The following is a 16,900-nucleotide window of genomic DNA, read 5'->3' as shown; positions in this document are numbered from 1 at the left end:
GCGATCACGTGCAGGTCATTGTCCTGCGTCGCGATCTTGCGGTTGGGTGCGTTCCCCTTCGCGCAGTTCCTCGCGCCCCTGATTTCGCCTGATCGCCCAAGTGACCGCGTTGGTGAGGCGGATCAGGTCCGCCGGGGCGAGTTCGATTTCCATGCCGCGCTTGCCTGCGGAGACGTAGATCGTGGGGTGGGTCAGGGCGGTGGTGTCGATGACGGTGCGGAGCTTCTTGCGCTGGCCGAGCGGGGAGATGCCGCCGAGGACGTAGCCGGTGGAGCGTTCGGCGGCGGTGGGGTCGGCCATGGTGGCGCGTTTCGCGCCGAGCGCGGTGGCGAGGGCCTTGAGGTCGAGTTGGCCGGAGACGGGGACGACGGCTACGGCGAGGGCGCCGTCGGTCTCGGCGAGGAGGGTCTTGAAGACGCGGGCCGGCGGCACGCCGAGGACTTCGGCGGCCTCCGCGCCGTAGGAGCTCGCGGCGGGGTCGTGGGCGTACTCGTGGACGGTGAACGGGACCGCGGCGGTGTCGAGGGCGACGGTCGCGGGGGTGCCGCCGGCGGTCTTCTTCTTGGGCATGGGCGGGGGTGTCCTCAGTTCGGGCTGAACGCCTGGCGGGTGAGGTCGGTGGCGGGCAGGGACGGGAGTTTGGCGATCACCGCGCTCTCCTGGCGGAGCAGTTCGAGTTCGCGGGTGAGGCGCTGCGCGGTGTCGGGGCAGGCGAGGAGTTCCTGCTTGACGGCCACCGGCAGGGTGGTGGCGGCGGCGACCAGGTAGGAGAGCACCTGCGGGTCGTCGGGGAGTTCGGGTTCGCCGTTGAGGGTGGCTTCGCGGGCGCCGGCCAGTCGTTTCTGGTAGGTGCGGAAGGCGCGTTCGACGCCGGCGGCGAGTGCGCCGGAGCCCTCGCCGGGCTGTTCGGGCAGCACGGAGACGTCGCCGACGAGGTAGGGGCCGGTGGCGTCGATCGCGCGGAGCCGGAACCGGGTGGTGCCGGTGACGAGGAGTTCGTAGCGGCCCTCGGGCTGGTCGCGGACGGAGGCGACGTCGGCGACGCAGCCGACCGGGTGGAGGGCGTCCAGCGGGTCCTCGCCGGGGGCGCCGATGCCGTCCAACGGGCCTGCGGGCTCGTCGAGTTCGCGGACCGGAGCGACCTCGCGACCGTCCCGGAGGGCGATCACGCCGAAGCGGCGCGGCTCGTCCTCGGGCAGCTTCTGCAGGTCGGCGACCAGCCGGCGGTAGCGCTCCTCGAAGACGTGCAGGGGCAACACCAGTCCCGGGTACAGGACGGTGTTGAGCGGGAAGAGCGGGAGCCGATCAGTCACGGCGGACAGCGTAGTTCCCGTGGGGCCGCCGCCGCTCCGGACTTACCGGCTAGCCGCGCTGGAGGAGGCGGGTGACGCCGGCGACGGCGGTGGTGGCGAGGACCCAGCCGGTCAGGACCAGGGCGGTGGCGACCCACTGGCCGGGGCGGTCGGGGTTCCAGCCGGCCTGGCCGAGGTCGATCAGCGGGAGGACCTTGCCGGCGGCGTACAGGGCGGGGTTCCACATCACCTTTTCGTCGGGTTTGATCGGCTCGGGCGGGTGCTCCTGGAAGTAGATGGTGCCGAGCGCCCAGGCGAGGACCAGCCAGGTGGCGGCGCGGCCGGGGCGGTAGCCGTAGCCGACGGCGGCGTCCTGGAGGTGGCCCCAGAGCCGGCCGGGCAGCGGCAGGGTGGCGCGGCGGCGGCGCTGCTTGGCCAGCAGGACGGTGCGGGCGTCCTCGTCGGCGCCGTCGCGGCGCAGGGCGGCGGCGAGCTGCTCGTAGGCCTCGGGGCGGAACTCGGCGCCGGACTCCAGCCATTCGACGCGGCGTTCCAGCGGGAAGGGCTCGGCGGGGCGGAGCGATTCGTAGCTGAAGCCGGTGAGTGAGATGTGCCGGTCGGTGGGCCAGGCGCCGGGGGAGTCGACCAGGTTGCCGATCCGGGCGCGGTTGAGGCTGACGGTGCCGGTGGGCGGGGTTCGGCAGGTGAAGCGGAGCTCGGGGGTCTGGATCCGGTTGAGGGAGAGTTCCTGGTCGGGGCCGAGGTGGAACTCGGCGGCGGTGATCAGGCAGGCGTTGTCGAAGCGGGCGTCGGAGAGCCGGACCCGGCCCCAGGAGCGGAACGGGGTGTGGGTGACGTCCTCGTAGGCGGCGGTGGCGGGTTCGCCGTAGCCGGAGCCGTAGACGGTGCGGGAGCCGGTCCAGTCGGCGTCGGCGGAGCCGGACAGGTACAGGGTGTGGCCGATGGTGATCCGCGGGGCGTTGAGCGCGTTGGGGTTGACGGGCGAGGCCCGCAGGGTGGCGCCGCGCAGCGAGAGGCGGCCGCCGATCCGGGCCGAGCGCAGGCCCACCTCGCCGAGCACGTCGAGCCGTTCGGCCTCGCAGTCCTGATTGACGCCGATCCCGTCGGCGGACAGCGAGCGCCCGAAGCTGTCGGGGCCGATGGCGGACTGGTTGAGCAGCAGGTCGGTGCCGATCCGGGCGTCGGTGAGCCGGACGCCGGCGGGTATGCCGCAGCGGGCCAGGTGCAGGTCGCCCTCGGTGGCGATCCGGGACGCCTCCAGCCGGGGGAGTGCGCAGGAGACCAGCCGCAGGGTGGCGGCGGAGGCCTCGGAGAGCAGCAGCTTGTGGTCGAAGCGGCACAGCCGCAGCTCGACGTAGCCGTCGATCCGGCCGCCGGCCAGGTCGAGCCGGCCGGTGATCCGGGCGCCGGTGAGCTTGAGCGAGGTGACCTTGCCGGGCGCGGGGGCGGGGCCGTGCAACAGCAGCCGGGCGATCACTTCGGCGCGGACGGTGCGCTCCGGCCCCCAGGGGGTGGAGTCGAACGGGTCGTCGGGGCCGCGGCTCTCGTCGTCCGGGCGGACGGCCTGCCCGGCGGGGGCGGGCCGGACCAGGTCGGTGCGGGGGTCGGAGCGGTCGGCCCGCAGGTCGTACACGTCGCCGTGGCGGAACGCCTCCCACAGCCCGCGCTCGGTGTCCGTCCAGTCGTCCGGTGCCTGATCCACCGCGCCCCCCGATGATCTTGTAGCCGTCTCACCTTTCGTATCACGGACTGAAATGCCCGGATGTCGTTTTTCGCCACTCCTTACACTTGGGCCTGTGATCTCTCGAATCGACCTCCGCGGCTCCGACCAGGACCCCCGCGACGTGCTGCCCCGTGCCGAGTTCGACGTGGAGGCCGCCCTTGAGAAGGTGCGGCCGATCGCGGAGGACGTACGCCATCGTGGCGTGGCGGCGTTGATAGAGATCACCGAGCGTTTCGACGGGGTGCGGCTGACGTCCACCCGTGTCCCGGCCGAGCAGATCGCCGAGGCCCTGGAGCAGCTCGACCCGAAGGTGCGCGCCGCGCTGGAGGAGTCGATCCGCCGGGCCCGCGCCGTGCACGGCGACCAGCGGCGCACCGGCCACACCACGCAGGTGGTGCCGGGCGGCACCGTCACCCAGCGCTGGGTGCCGGTGGACCGGGTCGGCCTGTACGTGCCGGGCGGTCTGGCGGTCTACCCGTCCTCCGTTGTGATGAATGTGGTGCCCGCCCAGGAGGCCGGAGTGACCGGCATCGCCGTCACCTCGCCGCCGCAGAAGGCGTTCGGCGGCCGGGTGCACCCGACCATCCTGGCGGCGTGCGCGCTGCTCGGCGTGGACGAGGTGTACGCGGTGGGCGGCGCCCAGGCGGTGGCGATGTTCGCGCTCGGCACCGAGGAGTGCGCGCCCGTCAACCTGGTCACCGGCCCCGGCAACATCTACGTGGCGGCCGCCAAGCGGCTGTTCGCCGGCCGGATCGGCATCGACTCCGAGGCCGGCCCGACCGAGATCATGGTGCTCGCGGACGACACGGCGGACGCCGCCGAGGTCGCCGCCGACCTGATCAGCCAGGCCGAGCACGGCCCGACCTCCGGTTCGGTGCTGGTCACCGCCTCGGCGGAGCTGGCCGACGCGGTGGAGGCCGAGCTGAAGACCCAGGTCGCCCGCACCCGGCACTCCGAGCGGGTGGCCGAGGCGCTTGGCGGCCCGCAGTCCGGCATCATCCTGGTCGACGACCTGGACCAGGGCCTGGCCGTCGTCAACGCGTACGCCGCCGAGCACCTGGAGATCCAGACCGCCGACCCGCACGCCGTCTCCGAGCGGGTGCGCAACGCCGGGGCGATCTTCCTCGGCCGCTTCACCCCCGTCTCGCTGGGCGACTACGCGGCCGGCTCCAACCACGTGCTGCCGACCGGCGGCTGCGCCTGCCACTCCTCGGGCCTGTCCGTGCAGACCTTCCTGCGCGGCGTCCAGGTCGTCGAGTACGACCGCCAGGCGCTGGCCGACATCGCCGCGCACGTGGTCAACCTGTCCGAGGCCGAGGACCTGCCCGGCCACGGCGATGCGATCAAGGCCCGATTCGAGTGGAGTGTCCCCAGCTCGTGACGAAGATCGACGACCTGCCCGTCCGGGACGAACTCCGCGGCCAGTCCCCTTACGGCGCACCGCAGTTGGACGTGCCCGTCCAGCTGAACACCAACGAGAACCCGTACCCGCTGCCCGAGCCCCTGGTGGCCCGGATCGCCGAGCGGGTCGCCGACGCCGCCCGGCAGCTCAACCGCTACCCGGACCGGGACGCGGTCGAGCTGCGCACCGGCCTGGCGGCGTACCTGAGCCGCACCACCGGCCACGCCGTGACGAAGGACCAGGTGTGGGCCGCCAACGGCTCCAACGAGGTGCTCCAGCAACTGCTGCAGACCTTCGGCGGGCCCGGCCGCACCGCGATCGGCTTCGAGCCCTCGTACTCGATGCACGCGCTGATCGCCCGCGGCACCGGCACCGCCTGGGTCTCCGGCCCGCGCAACGAGGACTTCACCATCGACCTGGACGCGGCCCGGGCGGCGATCGCCGAGCTGCGCCCGGACGTGGTGTTCATCTGCTCGCCGAACAATCCGACCGGCACCGCCGTCGAGGCCGACACGGTGCTCGCGCTGTACGAGGCCGCGCAGGCCGCCAAGCCGAGCATGGTGGTGGTGGACGAGGCGTACGTCGAGTTCTCGCACCGCGCCTCGCTGCTGCCGCTGCTGGCCGGCCGCCCCAATCTGGTGGTCTCGCGCACCATGTCGAAGGCGTTCGGCGCGGCCGGGCTGCGGCTCGGCTACTTGGCCGCCGATCCGGCCGTGGTGGACGCGGTGCAGCTGGTCCGGCTGCCGTACCACCTGTCGGCGGTCACCCAGGCGACGGCGCTGGCCTGCCTGGAGCACACCGACACGCTGCTCGGCTACGTCGCGCAGCTGAAGTCCGAGCGTGACCGGCTGGTGGTCGCGCTGCGCGAGCTCGGCCTCGAAGTGACCGACTCGGACGCCAACTTCATCCAGTTCGGCCGCTTCGCCGACACCCACGCGGTGTGGCAGGCGATCCTCGACCAGGGCGTGCTGGTCCGCGACAACGGCGTGCCCGGCTGGCTGCGCGTCACCGCCGGAACGCCCGCTGAGAACGACGCCTTCCTGGCCGCCGTGTCCTCTGTGATCAAGGAGCTGTAACCCCGCAATGTCCCGTATCGGCCGCGTCGAACGCACCACCAAGGAGACCTCCGTCCTGGTCGAGATCGACCTCGACGGAACCGGCAGGACGGACGTCTCCACGGGCGTCGGGTTCTACGACCACATGCTCGACCAGCTCGGCCGCCACGGCCTCTTCGACCTCACCGTGAAGACCGACGGCGACCTGCACATCGACACCCACCACACCATCGAGGACACCGCGCTCGCCCTCGGCGCCGCCTTCCGGCAGGCGCTCGGCGACAAGGTCGGCATCTACCGGTTCGGCAACTGCACCGTCCCGCTGGACGAGTCGCTGGCGCAGGTCACCGTCGACCTGTCGGGCCGCCCGTACCTGGTGCACACCGAGCCCGAGGGCATGGCCCCGATGATCGGCTCGTACGACACCACGATGACCCGGCACATCCTGGAGTCCTTCGTCGCGCAGGCCCAGATCGCCCTGCACGTGCACGTGCCGTACGGCCGCAACGCGCACCACATCGTGGAGTGCCAGTTCAAGGCGCTCGCCCGGGCGCTGCGCTACGCCTCCGAGCGGGACCCGCGCGCCGAAGGCATCCTCCCGTCCACGAAGGGTGCTCTCTGATGGCATCGGTAATGATCTTCCTCGGCCTCTTCTTCGCCGCCGGCGTCTACTCGTTCTGGAAGCAGGACAAGCCGAAGAGCGTGATCGTCGTCCTCGGCTTCGCCTCGGCCATGCTGCTGGCCGCCGGCATCCTGCGCTACTAGGAGTTTCGCGACATGAGCAAGAACGTGGTGGTGCTGGACTACGGCTCCGGCAACCTGCGCTCCGCCCAGCGCGCCGTCGAACGGACCGGCGCCAACGTCACCGTCACCTCCAACTTCCAGCAGGCGCTGGACGCGGACGGCCTGCTGGTGCCCGGCGTCGGAGCCTTCGAGGCGTGCATGCGCGGCCTGAAGGCGGTGCGCGGCGAGCAGATCATCGGCCGCCGGCTGGCCGGTGGCCGCCCGGTGCTGGGGATCTGCGTCGGCATGCAGATCCTGTTCGAGAAGGGTGTCGAGCACGGCATCGAGACCGAGGGCTGCGACGAGTGGCCCGGCGTGGTCGAGCCGCTGGACGCGCCGGTCGTCCCGCACATGGGCTGGAACACCGTCGACGCCGCCGCGGACAGCCGGATGTTCGCCGGGATGGACGCCGACACCCGGTTCTACTTCGTGCACTCCTACGGCGTGCGGCACTGGCTGCTGGAGACCCACTCCGAGAAGATCCGCGCCCCCAAGGTGACCTGGGCCACCCACGGGCAGCCGTTCGTCGCCGCGGTGGAGAACGGCCCGCTGTGGGCCACCCAGTTCCACCCCGAGAAGTCCGGCGACGCCGGCGCCGCCCTGCTGACCAACTGGGTCGACACCCTCTGACGCCCTCCGACTTGGGAGACCAACGGATCATGACCAACCGCCTCGAACTGCTGCCCGCCGTCGACGTCCGCGACGGGCAGGCCGTCCGCCTGGTCAAGGGCGCCTCCGGCACCGAGACCTCCTTCGGCGAGCCGCTCGCCGCCGCCCTGGCCTGGCAGAACGCCGGCGCCGAGTGGCTGCACCTGGTCGACCTGGACGCCGCGTTCGGCACCGGCAGCAACCGCGACCTGCTCCGCGAGGTCACCGGCCGGCTCGACATCAAGGTCGAGCTGTCCGGCGGCATCCGCGACGACGAGTCGCTGGCCGCCGCGCTCGCCACCGGTTGCACCCGGGTCAACCTCGGCACCGCCGCCCTGGAGAGCCCCGAGTGGGTCGCCAAGGTGATCGCCGAGCACGGCGACAAGATCGCCGTCGGCCTCGACGTGGTCGGCACCACCCTGCGCGGCCGCGGCTGGACCCGCGACGGCGGCCAGCTGTTCGACGTCCTGGCCCGCCTGGACTCCGAGGGCTGCGCCCGCTACGTGGTCACCGACGTCAACCGCGACGGCACCCTGACCGGCCCCAACCTCCAGCTGCTGCGCGACGTCTGCGCCGCCACCGACCGCCCCGTGGTCGCCTCCGGCGGCGTGTCGTCGCTGGACGACCTGCGCGCGATCGCCACCCTGGTGCCGGAGGGCGTCGAGGGCTCGATCGTCGGCAAGGCCCTCTACGAGCAGAAGTTCACCCTCGAAGAGGCCCTGGAGGCTGTGTCCCGATGACCGACGAAACCCCGGCCGCCGACGCCCCCCAGTCCGAAGCGTCCTCCCGGGAGGACGCGTACGGACACTCCCGGGCAGTGGTGGCCGGGGACTTCGTCCTGGTCGCGGGCTGCACCGCCTTCGACGACAAGGTCGCCCTGGTCGAGGGCGACCCGTACGAGCAGACGATCGCCGCCTTCAAGGTGGCCTTCGAGGCGCTCGACCGCTACGGACTCACCGCCGCCGACGTGGTCCGCACCCGGATGTACCTCACCCACGTCCGGGACTGCGACGAGGTCGGCCGCGCCCACAAGGAACTCTTCGACCAGGTCCGGCCGGTCACCACGATGGTGGTCGTGCAGGGCCTGACCGACTCCCGGATGATGGTCGAGGTCGAGCTGGAGGCCCACCGCCCCGGCCTGGCCCGCACTTTGGAAGGCAAGCAGCCGTGACACTCGCAGTACGCGTGATCCCCTGTCTGGACGTGGACGCCGGACGCGTCGTCAAGGGCGTCAACTTCCAGAACCTGCGCGACGCCGGCGACCCGGTCGAACTCGCCAAGCTCTACGACGCCCAGGGCGCCGACGAGTTGACCTTCCTCGACATCACCGCCTCGTCCGGCTCCCGGGAGACCACCTACGACGTGGTCCGCCGCACCGCCGAGCAGGTGTTCATCCCGCTCACCGTCGGCGGCGGCGTGCGCACCACCGAGGACGTCGACAAGCTGCTGCGGGCCGGCGCCGACAAGGTCGGCGTCAACACCGCGGCGATCGCCCGCCCCGAACTGATCCGCGAGATCGCCCGGCGCTTCGGCCGCCAGGTGCTGGTCCTGTCGGTCGACGCCCGGCGCTGCCCCGAGGGCACCCAGACCGCCTCCGGCTTCGAGGTCACCACCCACGGCGGCCGCCAGGGCACCGGCCTGGACGCCGTCGAATGGGCGGTGCGGGCCGCCGAACTCGGCGCCGGCGAGATCCTGCTGAACTCGATGGACGCCGACGGCACCAAGGACGGCTACGACCTGGAGATGATCGGCGCCGTCCGAAAGGCCGTCTCGCTGCCCGTCATCGCCTCCGGCGGGGCCGGCAAGCTCGCCGACTTCGCACCCGCCGTCGACGCCGGCGCCGACGCCGTGCTCGCAGCCAGCGTCTTCCACTTCGGCGACCTGACGATCGGTCAGGTCAAGGACGAACTCCGGACCACCGGCCACCCCGTCCGCTGACGCAGCGACGCCCCCACCGGCCCGGTGGGGGCGTCGAACGGTTCGTCAGCTCTCCGGCAGCGGCAGCGCCTCGGCCAGCTCGGCGACCGCCTCCGGCTCGCCCTGCACCGTCACCGCCGTCTTCGCGCCGCGTCCGAACAGGAACAGCACCAACTCGCCCGGCTCCCCGGTCACCGTCACCAGGGACCGCGCCCCGCGACGGATCGTCACCTCCCGGCCGTCCGGCCGCGCCAGCCGCAGCGAGACCGCCGGGCGCGATTCGCCCAGCCGGGCCGCCATCGGGACCCGCCGCCACAGCGCCTCCGCCAGTTCGGCCGACACCGGCTCCGGTTCGAACGGGACCGCCCGGCGGACGTCCTCCGCGTGCACGAAGTACTCCAGCAGGTTCGCCGCCTCGTCCACCCCCGGCAGGTTGAACGGCGAGAACGCCGGCGGCCCCGAGCGGAAAGACTTCACCAACTGCTCGTACGGGCGCCTCGCCGCGCGGTCCTGCACCCGCCGAGTCCACCTCGCCAGCGCGTGCACCTTGATCCCGGCCGCCGCGTCCGGCCGGCCCTCCCGCACCACCAGATGGGCCACCAGATCCCTGGTCAGCCACCCCCCGCACAAGGTCGGCCCGTCCGGGCCGGCCGCCGACAACAATCCGGTAAGACGGGCACGCTCGGCCCGTGCAAGGCTCGACATGCCGCACAGCCTACGCAGCAGGTCGGGCCTTGAACGTTGGCGCGCACGTGATCCTGCACGCACCTGACGGGTGGGGTCAGGCCTTGAAGGTCAGGGCGCAGGTGATGCCGCGGAACCCCTGCTGGTAGAACTCCAGCGGCAGGCCGACCGAGGTGGCGTGGCGCGGGCCGTCGGCGGTGCGCTGGAGGGCCTGCGTCGTCGGGGCCTTGCACAGCTCGGTCAGGGTGCGGAAGATCGCCGGGAGGTCGGCCAGACCGTCCGGCAGGTCCGCGTTGGCGATCGCCTCGGCGTCGTGCGGCTGGTCGCAGGGGACGGCGATGGGCTGCTGCACCTTGCTGAGCCGCGGGACCTGGAAACACGTGCCCGGGGTGAAGTACGGGTACGGAATTTCCTTGGTCGGACTCGGTGAAGGTGCCGGGGAGGAACTGGGTGGAGGCGGTGGAGCGGCGGCCGGCCGGTGCGGCTCGGGCCACAGCAGGACGGCGGCCAGGGCCGCCAGAAGGACCGCCACTACCGCAGTCAGGACCGTCTTCTGTCGCCCACTCATGCCAACCCCCTGGTTCCACCGCCATTGTGATGGTTCGGCGATGGGCGCGGCAGTGCTTTTCGGACATCTGTTTGCGAAGCCTTTGCCTGCGAATCAGTAGGATGACCGGCCAGTTGAAAGGTCGCCGAGGGAGGGCAACTGTCATGGGGGACGGCGGATTTCGGGTCGAACCGGGCGCACTCGATCGATATGCGTCACTGCTTGCCGAGCAGTCCGAACTGCTGAGCAGGATCGCGTCGGCCACCGCCGCGATCACCATCTCGTCCAATGCCTTCGGGCACCTGCCGAACGCCCAGCACCTGGCTTCGGCGTACCAGGAGCACGCGAACGCCAACAAGGAGAACGTCGGCGTGCTCGGCAACGCCGTCAACAACACCTCCGAGGGGCTGGCGGGCGTCTCGCAGAACTACATGGACCACGAGGACCACGTGGTGCGCACGATGGGCGGTGGCATGTAATGGCGGGCCGTTCCTCCAACAACAACAGGGTCTCGACCCCCGCCCCGTCGCGCCGGATCACGCCGCCCCCGCCGCCCCCGCCGCGCCCGGCCCCGCAGCCGTCGCGCCCGGCCCCGCAGCCGACGCGCCCGCCGGTGTCGCAGACACCGGAGATCCGGCACCCGCAGCAGTCGCCCCCGCCGCAGGCGCCGCACATGCCCCCGCCGCAGGTGCCGCACGTGCCGCAGCAGCAGCAGCCGCCGCATCCGCAGCAGCCTCCGCAGGCGCCGAACCACCCGACGGGCGGCGACGGCGGCGCCGACGGGGTCGGGCCGATCGATCCGCGTGAGGGCTGGTTCAAGGGCAAGCTGAAGGGCTCGGCCTCGACCATCCTCGACGGCCTGACCCAGCGCGGTACCGAGTGGGCCGGCGACCAGATCTTCGGCCCGAAGGACCCGCCGGCCGCCGAGCCGGGCGCCGGCGAGGGTGGTGGCGAGGGCGGCGGGGGTGCCTCCGGTGGGCCGGTCGGGCGCCCGGCGCCGGGTGATGGCTGGGAGGACCTCATTCCGCGCGGCCCCGGGCGGGACCCGGGTTACGACCCGGACCCGGGTTTCCACTTCGACCCGGGCCGCAGTGCCGGGGGTGGCGGCGGTATGTGGAGCGGCCCCTACCCCGTCGATCCGGGCAGCATGCCGGGCGGCCTGGGCGGAATGCTCGGTGCCAGTGACGCCTACGCCTGGGCGCACGCCCGGGTCGAGCAGGCGATGGCGCACCTGCCCCCGGCCGAGCACCCCGACCGCAACGGCCTGGGCGGCATGCTCGACGAGGCGGTCGAGTGGGCGCTGGAGCAGTCCGGCCTGATCGAGATGCTGGAGAAGGTCACCGGCAACCTCGCGGAGCTGAACGCGGCCGCCGAGGAGTGGCAGGCGCAGGCGCACGCCGTGCAGTCGGTCGCGACCGAACTGCGGGGCGGCGCGGTGCCGCTCTCCGAGGCGTGGGCGGGCGGCGCCAGCGACGCGTTCGGCGGTCACATGGGCGAGGTCGCGGACGCGCTCGACCAGACCGCGCAGGGCATGCTGGAGACCGCGCAGATCATCAACTCGGCGGCGCAGGAGTGCGCGATGGCCGAGGGCATGGTGATCCAGATCATCAGCGAGGCGATCGAGGCGCTGATCGTGTCGCTGGCCGCCGAGGCGGTGATCGCGGTGTTCACCATGGGCATCGGCCTGATCGCGGACGCGCTGATCACCGAGGCGGAGATCGCCGTCTTCGTGGCCCGGGTGGGCCGGGTCTCGACCCAGCTGGCGCAGAAGCTGGAGGCGCTGCTGAAGGCGCTGAAGGAGATGGGCCAGGCGGTGAAGGCGGTTCGCAACCTGAGCAGCGTCAGCCGGGCGCTGAAGCAGGTCAAGAACGTGAAGACCGCGGTCCAGGGCATGCGGGAGCTGGAGCAGGGCGAGGGGATGATCGCCAAGGCCGCCCAGCAGCTTGACGGCGAGGCCAGCAAGTGGGCCAACAACCAGTTCCGAGACCTGCTCGGCATCGAGGACGACGACCCGGTGCAGCGCGGCGACGGAACGGTGAAGGGCACGCTGAAGGCGGCCGGCCAGTCCGCGATGGCGGTCGGCAAGGAGGGCCTGAAGAGCCCCGTCAACAAGGAAGCGATCAAGCAGGAGCTCCTGCACGACGTGGGCCTGGCCAACGACCCGGCGCCGTACCGGGTGGACGAGTCGCGGATCGCGACCGCGTTCGGCTGACAGATGACCGAGGCCCCGCCGCCGTACCCGGGTACGGCGGCGGGGCCTCGTCGTGCGGTCGGTGCGGTCAGCGCCCCGCCGTCGCCGCGCGGAACGCCTCGCGCTCGGCCTCGTCCTCGAAGTCCAGGGCGATCCAGGAGCCGTCCGCGAACAGCAGGTCCTGGCGGGCGGCCCAGATGTCGTTCGGGGTGTCGGGGCGCAGCCACCAGCTGCCGAGCGGGAGTTCGTACATCGGGACGGCGCGGTAGTGCTGCTTGGCCTGCAGGAGGTCCCAGCGGCTGAGGATCAGCAGCCGGCGGTCCGTCAGCAGCACGGTGAAGTAGTCGTGGTCGGCCCGCAGCTTCTCGCCGGGCGTGGTCCGCACCGCCCGCCAGAACTGCCGGGCCGTCGAGCCCTCGTCGCCGCTCAGCGAGCCGCCGTGCATCGGCCGGCGGATCGCCCGGTAGGCGCGCCGGGTCAGCGACAGGCCGTACGGGCGCCGCAGGTGGATGTCCGGGGTGAACCAGAAGACGAACCAGCGCGGCAGGAAGTACAGCAGGAAGCCGTACCAGAGCCGCACGAAGAAGTTGTAGATCCACGCCAGCGGGGCGTGGCTCGCGGCGCGGACGGTGTCGCGGTCCCACCAGAGCGGTGCGAGGCGGTCCAGTTTCATCGCCCAGGTGCCGATCATCGGCTCGCCGGGGTAGAGGTGTTCGCCCGCCGTCCGCTGGAGCAGGTGGTGACCGAAGGCGACGGTCGGCATTGGTTGCGGCTGGTACTGACTCACCCGGCAAATCCCCCATCGTGCAGAGCGGTTCTGTTTTTCGTCGGGGGTCAAACTACCGCCCTGGCGGGGCCGCCCGGGCCGGCCGGGCCCGCCTGCGAGAATGGACTGCATGTCGATCAACCCCGCCGCCCCCGGCAGCACCGCCCTGGACCCGGCGATCGCCGCCCGCCTCAAGCGCACCCCGGACGGTCTGGTGCCCGCCGTCGCCCAGCAGTACGACACCGGCGAGGTGCTGATGCTCGGGTGGATGGACGACGAGGCGCTGCACCGCACCCTGACCACCGGCCGCTGCACGTACTGGAGCCGCAGCCGCAACGAGTACTGGGTGAAGGGCGACACCTCCGGTCACTTCCAGCACGTCAAGCACGTCGCGCTGGACTGTGACGGCGACACCCTGCTGGTCAAGGTCGACCAGGTCGGCGCGGCCTGCCACACCGGCGAGCGGACCTGTTTCGACGCCGATGTGCTGCCGCTGTCCCGCTAGCCTGTTCCCGACCACCCGCTCTCTCATCTGATCGGTGCCCCATGGAACTTGAGGCTTTCCGCGCGCTCGCCGCAGACACCCGGGTCATTCCCGTCACCCGCCGGCTCCTCGCGGACGGCCTCACCCCGATCGGCGTGTACCGCAGCCTGGCGGCCGAGCGGCCCGGCACCTTCCTGCTGGAGTCCGCCGAGCAGGGCAGCTGGACCAGGTACTCGTTCGTCGGGGTGCGCTCCGGCGCCGTTCTGACGGTCGGCCAGGACGGCGGCGCGCGCTGGCTGGGCGAACCGCCGGTCGGCATCCCGACCTCCGGCGACCCGCTGGAGGTGCTGCGTGCCACGCTGGCCGCCCTGCACACCCCCCGGCACCCGGACGACGGCCTGCCGCCGCTCACCGGCGGCCTGGTCGGCTACCTCGGCTACGACGTGGTCCGCCGCCTGGAGAACCTGCCGAACCTCACCCCGGACGACCTGCGGCTGCCCGAGCTAACCATGCTGCTGGCCACCGACCTGGCCGTGCTCGACCACGCGTCCGGCACCGTGCTGCTGATCGCCAACGCCGTCAACCACAACGACCTGGCCACCGGCGTGGACGAGGCGTACGCCGACGCGGTGGCCCGGCTGGACGCGATGGAGGCCGACCTGCGCCGCCCCGTCGACCCGGGCCTGGCGACCTGGACGCCGACCGAGGTGGACGCGCACTCGCCGTTCGGCGGCGAGCCCTACCGCAAGGCGGTGGAGGTGGTGAAGGAGCGGATCCGGGCCGGCGAGGCGTTCCAGGTGGTGCCCTCGCAGCGCTTCGAGGCCCCCTGCGAGGCGTCCGCGCTGGACGTCTACCGGGTGCTGCGCACCACCAACCCCAGCCCGTACATGTACCTGTTCCGCTTCCCCGGCCCGGACGGCGGCGCGGAGGGCGGCTTCGACGTGGTCGGCTCCAGCCCGGAGGCGCTGGTCAAGGTCGCCGAGGGCGAGGCGATGGTGCACCCGATCGCCGGGACCCGGCACCGCGGCGCCACCGCGCTGGAGGACGCCGAGCTGGCCGCCGAGCTACTGGCCGACCCGAAGGAGCGGGCCGAGCACCTGATGCTGGTCGACCTGGGCCGCAACGACCTGGGCCGGGTCTGCGCACCGGGCTCGGTCGAGGTGGTGGAGTTCATGGCGGTCGAGCGCTACAGCCACGTGATGCACATCGTCTCCACCGTCACCGGCAAGGTCGCCGAGGGCCGCAGCGCGCTCGACGTGCTCACCGCCTGCTTCCCGGCCGGCACGCTGTCCGGCGCGCCCAAGCCCCGCGCCATGCAGATCATCGAGGAGCTGGAGCCGACCCGGCGCGGCCTGTACGGCGGCTGCGTCGGCTACCTGGACTTCGCCGGGGACTCGGACACCGCGATCGCGATCCGCACCGCGGTGATCCGCGGCGGCACCGCGTACGTGCAGGCCGGGGCGGGCGTGGTCGCCGATTCCGACCCGCACGCCGAGGACACCGAGTGCCGCAACAAGGCCACCGCGGTGCTGCGGGCGGTCGCCGCCGCGAACACGCTGCGCTGACCGACCCGGCAGCGGGCCGCCGCGTGCGGTCGGGGACACTGGTCGGGTGAGTGAGACCCCCGCTGCATCCAAGTCCCGTGGCCCCCTCGCGCTGATGCTGCTGCTGACCGCGCTCGGCGCCACCCTGCTGCTGACCTCCGTCGGCCGCACCTGGGCGGAGGGAGTGGTGGCGGGCACGGACGGCGGCCGGATCGCGGTGCACGCCTCCGGCAGCACGCTGACCGGCCTGCCGACCGGCATGGCGCTGGTGGCGATGGCCGCCGCCGTCGCGGTGTTCGCGGTGCGCGGCCGGGCCCGGATGCTGGTGGGCGCGCTGACGGCACTGGCGGGCGTGGGCGCGGTCGCCGGGGCGGTGATCGGCCGCACCGACACCGCGGGCCTGCACGCCGCCGCGGCCGGGCAGCTCGGGCTGACCAGCGGTCACGCCGAGCAGATCACCCGCACCGGCTGGCCGTGGGTGGCGCTGGCGGGCGGCCTGCTGCTGGTCGTGGCGGGCGCGCTGACCGTGCGCTTCGGCCGCAACTGGCCCGCGATGGGCTCCCGTTACGAGGCCCCGACCCGCAGCCGTCCGGCCGGGAAGACCCCGGCGGGCGCCAACAGCCCCGCTGACCTGTGGAAGGCGCTGGACCGCGGCGAGGACCCCACCGGCTGAGTGTGCTCGGCACCACGGTGGCCCCCGCTTGGGGACGCCGTGTTCGGCCCGGCACAATGGGGGTGTCAACCCGTCGAGCGCCGCCCAGGACCGCCCGAGCGGGGCCCAGGTAGAACAAGGAGCAGCATCAATGGCTTCAGCAGCGCACGGCCACACTCCCGCCGCGTGGACCGGCGTGGTCATTTCCTTCGTCGGTTTCTGCGTGGCCGGCGTGGCCATGATCATGCCGAACGTCGTGCTGACCATCGCGGGCCTCGCCGTGGTCCTGGTCGGTGGCGTCGTCGGCAAGGCGATGTCGATGGCAGGCATGGGCAAGCAGCCCAGCAAGAACTTCGCGTCGGCGCCCACCGAGGAGCGCAGCGCAGTCACTGCGGCCTGACCGCGGGACACGGTACGAACGGCGGGCCGCGCGCCCGCCGTTCGGCGTTTTCCGGCGCGTCCTCGGGGCCGGCCCGGGCACAATCGTGGCCGTGAACGCTCCCACTGCCGGCTTTGCGCCGCGCCGCCTGGTCCGCCCGCTGGCGGCGCTGGTCGCGGTGGCGATGCCCACCGCGTTCGTCGCCGCGGTCGACCCGAACACCCCCGGCCACTACCCGGTCTGCCCGGTGCTGCAGGCCACCGGCTGGTGGTGCCCCGGCTGCGGCGGGCTGCGCTGTGTGCACGCGCTGACCAGGGGCGAGCTGCTGACCGCCGCCCACGACAACCTGCTGGTGACGCTGCTGGCGCTGGCCGCGCTCGCGCTGTGGCTGCGCTGGACGGTGCGGGCGCTGCGCGGCCGCCCCGCCGGCTTCCGGCTGACCGGCCGGCAGACGGTCGTGCTGATGCTGGCGCTGGCCCTGTTCGCGGTGCTCCGCAACCTGCCGATCGGCGCCGGGCTCGCGCCCCCGGTGGTCTGAAACCCCGTTCCCGGCGGTCCCGGACCGGCCCGGAACGCGCGCCCGGCGGTCCGCCGATCGAGACGCACGCCGGTCGGATGCGGAGTGCGCCCCCCGGGCCCGATTTCGCGGTGCTCCGCAACCTGCCGATCGGCGCCGGGCTCGCGCCCCCGGTGGTCTGAGAGCCCCGTTCCCGGCGGTCTGAAACCCCGTTCCCGGCGGTCCCGGACCGGCCCGGAATGTGCGCCGGGCGGTCCGCCGATCGAGACGCACGCCGGTCGGATGCGGAGTGCGC

General features: G+C 72.7%; 21 protein-coding genes. 15 read left to right on the top strand and 6 right to left on the bottom strand.

Features of this window, described 5'->3' with window-relative positions; genetic code table 11:
• Positions 1-15: 15 nt before the first annotated feature.
• The 3 genes from ybaK to ACFYST_RS19655 are packed head-to-tail and all read right to left on the bottom strand — an operon-like array spanning position 16 to position 3,015.
• On the bottom strand, positions 16-570 hold the full coding sequence (gene ybaK / locus ACFYST_RS19665) for a Cys-tRNA(Pro) deacylase (RefSeq protein WP_387863933.1): 555 nt from the start codon (positions 568-570) through the stop codon (positions 16-18).
• Positions 571-584: 14 nt separating this feature from the next.
• The gene (locus tag ACFYST_RS19660) at positions 585-1,313 is read right to left on the bottom strand and encodes an LON peptidase substrate-binding domain-containing protein (RefSeq protein WP_387863931.1); all 729 of its coding nucleotides are present in this window, start codon (positions 1,311-1,313) and stop codon (positions 585-587) included.
• A 49-nt stretch (positions 1,314-1,362) separates the two neighbouring features.
• Complete coding sequence (locus ACFYST_RS19655) at positions 1,363-3,015, bottom strand: oxidoreductase (RefSeq protein WP_387645874.1); 1,653 nt, start codon at positions 3,013-3,015, stop codon at positions 1,363-1,365.
• Between the two features lie 94 nt (positions 3,016-3,109).
• On the opposite strand from ACFYST_RS19655, the gene hisD reads away from it, so the two are divergent.
• From hisD to hisF, 8 genes are read left to right on the top strand one after another with little or no spacing between them, the layout of a single operon-like run.
• Complete coding sequence (gene hisD / locus ACFYST_RS19650; protein WP_387645871.1) at positions 3,110-4,417, top strand: histidinol dehydrogenase; 1,308 nt, start codon at positions 3,110-3,112, stop codon at positions 4,415-4,417.
• Positions 4,414-5,514: a histidinol-phosphate transaminase gene (locus tag ACFYST_RS19645; RefSeq protein ID WP_387863928.1), complete on the top strand. Its 1,101-nt coding sequence runs from the start codon at positions 4,414-4,416 to the stop codon at positions 5,512-5,514. Before hisD ends, ACFYST_RS19645 begins: the two co-directional genes overlap by 4 nt.
• A 7-nt stretch (positions 5,515-5,521) precedes the next feature.
• Positions 5,522-6,115: an imidazoleglycerol-phosphate dehydratase HisB gene (gene hisB / locus ACFYST_RS19640; protein WP_387645867.1), complete on the top strand. Its 594-nt coding sequence runs from the start codon at positions 5,522-5,524 to the stop codon at positions 6,113-6,115.
• Positions 6,115-6,258, top strand: a complete 144-nt coding sequence (locus ACFYST_RS19635) for a hypothetical protein (protein ID WP_387645865.1) — start codon at positions 6,115-6,117, stop codon at positions 6,256-6,258. The genes hisB and ACFYST_RS19635 overlap by 1 nt, the downstream gene beginning before the upstream one ends.
• A 12-nt stretch (positions 6,259-6,270) precedes the next feature.
• Complete coding sequence (gene hisH, locus ACFYST_RS19630) at positions 6,271-6,906, top strand: imidazole glycerol phosphate synthase subunit HisH (RefSeq protein ID WP_387645862.1); 636 nt, start codon at positions 6,271-6,273, stop codon at positions 6,904-6,906.
• A gap of 29 nt (positions 6,907-6,935) precedes the next feature.
• Positions 6,936-7,664, top strand: a complete 729-nt coding sequence (gene priA / locus ACFYST_RS19625; protein ID WP_035861549.1) for a bifunctional 1-(5-phosphoribosyl)-5-((5-phosphoribosylamino)methylideneamino)imidazole-4-carboxamide isomerase/phosphoribosylanthranilate isomerase PriA — start codon at positions 6,936-6,938, stop codon at positions 7,662-7,664.
• Positions 7,661-8,095 carry a RidA family protein gene (locus ACFYST_RS19620; protein WP_387863925.1) on the top strand — a complete coding sequence of 145 codons (435 nt, stop codon included), beginning with the start codon at positions 7,661-7,663 and terminating at the stop codon, positions 8,093-8,095. Before priA ends, ACFYST_RS19620 begins: the two co-directional genes overlap by 4 nt.
• Complete coding sequence (gene hisF / locus ACFYST_RS19615; protein WP_387645857.1) at positions 8,092-8,862, top strand: imidazole glycerol phosphate synthase subunit HisF; 771 nt, start codon at positions 8,092-8,094, stop codon at positions 8,860-8,862. Before ACFYST_RS19620 ends, hisF begins: the two co-directional genes overlap by 4 nt.
• Before the next feature lie 45 nt (positions 8,863-8,907).
• Here the strand turns inward: hisF and ACFYST_RS19610 are convergent, their stop codons facing one another.
• Positions 8,908-9,546 carry a TIGR03085 family metal-binding protein gene (locus ACFYST_RS19610; protein ID WP_387645854.1) on the bottom strand — a complete coding sequence of 213 codons (639 nt, stop codon included), beginning with the start codon at positions 9,544-9,546 and terminating at the stop codon, positions 8,908-8,910.
• A gap of 76 nt (positions 9,547-9,622) precedes the next feature.
• Positions 9,623-10,093 carry a septum formation family protein gene (locus ACFYST_RS19605; RefSeq protein ID WP_387645852.1) on the bottom strand — a complete coding sequence of 157 codons (471 nt, stop codon included), beginning with the start codon at positions 10,091-10,093 and terminating at the stop codon, positions 9,623-9,625.
• A 143-nt stretch (positions 10,094-10,236) separates the two neighbouring features.
• On the opposite strand from ACFYST_RS19605, the gene ACFYST_RS19600 reads away from it, so the two are divergent.
• Both ACFYST_RS19600 and ACFYST_RS19595 read left to right on the top strand, forming a co-directional pair.
• Positions 10,237-10,551, top strand: a complete 315-nt coding sequence (locus tag ACFYST_RS19600) for a hypothetical protein (RefSeq protein WP_387863922.1) — start codon at positions 10,237-10,239, stop codon at positions 10,549-10,551.
• A gap of 134 nt (positions 10,552-10,685) precedes the next feature.
• Complete coding sequence (locus ACFYST_RS19595) at positions 10,686-12,284, top strand: WXG100 family type VII secretion target (RefSeq protein ID WP_387863921.1); 1,599 nt, start codon at positions 10,686-10,688, stop codon at positions 12,282-12,284.
• A gap of 67 nt (positions 12,285-12,351) precedes the next feature.
• Here ACFYST_RS19595 and ACFYST_RS19590 read toward each other — a convergent pair whose 3' ends face one another.
• Positions 12,352-13,050: a hypothetical protein gene (locus ACFYST_RS19590; RefSeq protein ID WP_387645845.1), complete on the bottom strand. Its 699-nt coding sequence runs from the start codon at positions 13,048-13,050 to the stop codon at positions 12,352-12,354.
• Positions 13,051-13,159: 109 nt separating this feature from the next.
• On the opposite strand from ACFYST_RS19590, the gene hisI reads away from it, so the two are divergent.
• From hisI to ACFYST_RS19565, 5 genes are all read left to right on the top strand, one after another.
• Positions 13,160-13,534: a phosphoribosyl-AMP cyclohydrolase gene (gene hisI / locus ACFYST_RS19585; protein ID WP_387645842.1), complete on the top strand. Its 375-nt coding sequence runs from the start codon at positions 13,160-13,162 to the stop codon at positions 13,532-13,534.
• A 41-nt stretch (positions 13,535-13,575) separates the two neighbouring features.
• The gene (locus ACFYST_RS19580) at positions 13,576-15,078 is read left to right on the top strand and encodes an anthranilate synthase component I (RefSeq protein WP_387645840.1); all 1,503 of its coding nucleotides are present in this window, start codon (positions 13,576-13,578) and stop codon (positions 15,076-15,078) included.
• Between the two features lie 46 nt (positions 15,079-15,124).
• Positions 15,125-15,730: a TIGR02234 family membrane protein gene (locus ACFYST_RS19575; RefSeq protein WP_387863919.1), complete on the top strand. Its 606-nt coding sequence runs from the start codon at positions 15,125-15,127 to the stop codon at positions 15,728-15,730.
• Between the two features lie 130 nt (positions 15,731-15,860).
• The gene (locus tag ACFYST_RS19570) at positions 15,861-16,109 is read left to right on the top strand and encodes an HGxxPAAW family protein (protein ID WP_387863916.1); all 249 of its coding nucleotides are present in this window, start codon (positions 15,861-15,863) and stop codon (positions 16,107-16,109) included.
• A gap of 91 nt (positions 16,110-16,200) precedes the next feature.
• On the top strand, positions 16,201-16,626 hold the full coding sequence (locus ACFYST_RS19565) for a DUF2752 domain-containing protein (RefSeq protein WP_387645832.1): 426 nt from the start codon (positions 16,201-16,203) through the stop codon (positions 16,624-16,626).
• The last annotated feature ends 274 nt before the right edge of the window (positions 16,627-16,900 follow it).

Origin of the sequence: Kitasatospora sp. NPDC004614 (assembly GCF_042873675.1) — a bacterium.
Taxonomy (GTDB): domain Bacteria; phylum Actinomycetota; class Actinomycetes; order Streptomycetales; family Streptomycetaceae; genus Kitasatospora.
This window is presented reverse-complemented; position numbering and strand designations above follow the sequence as displayed.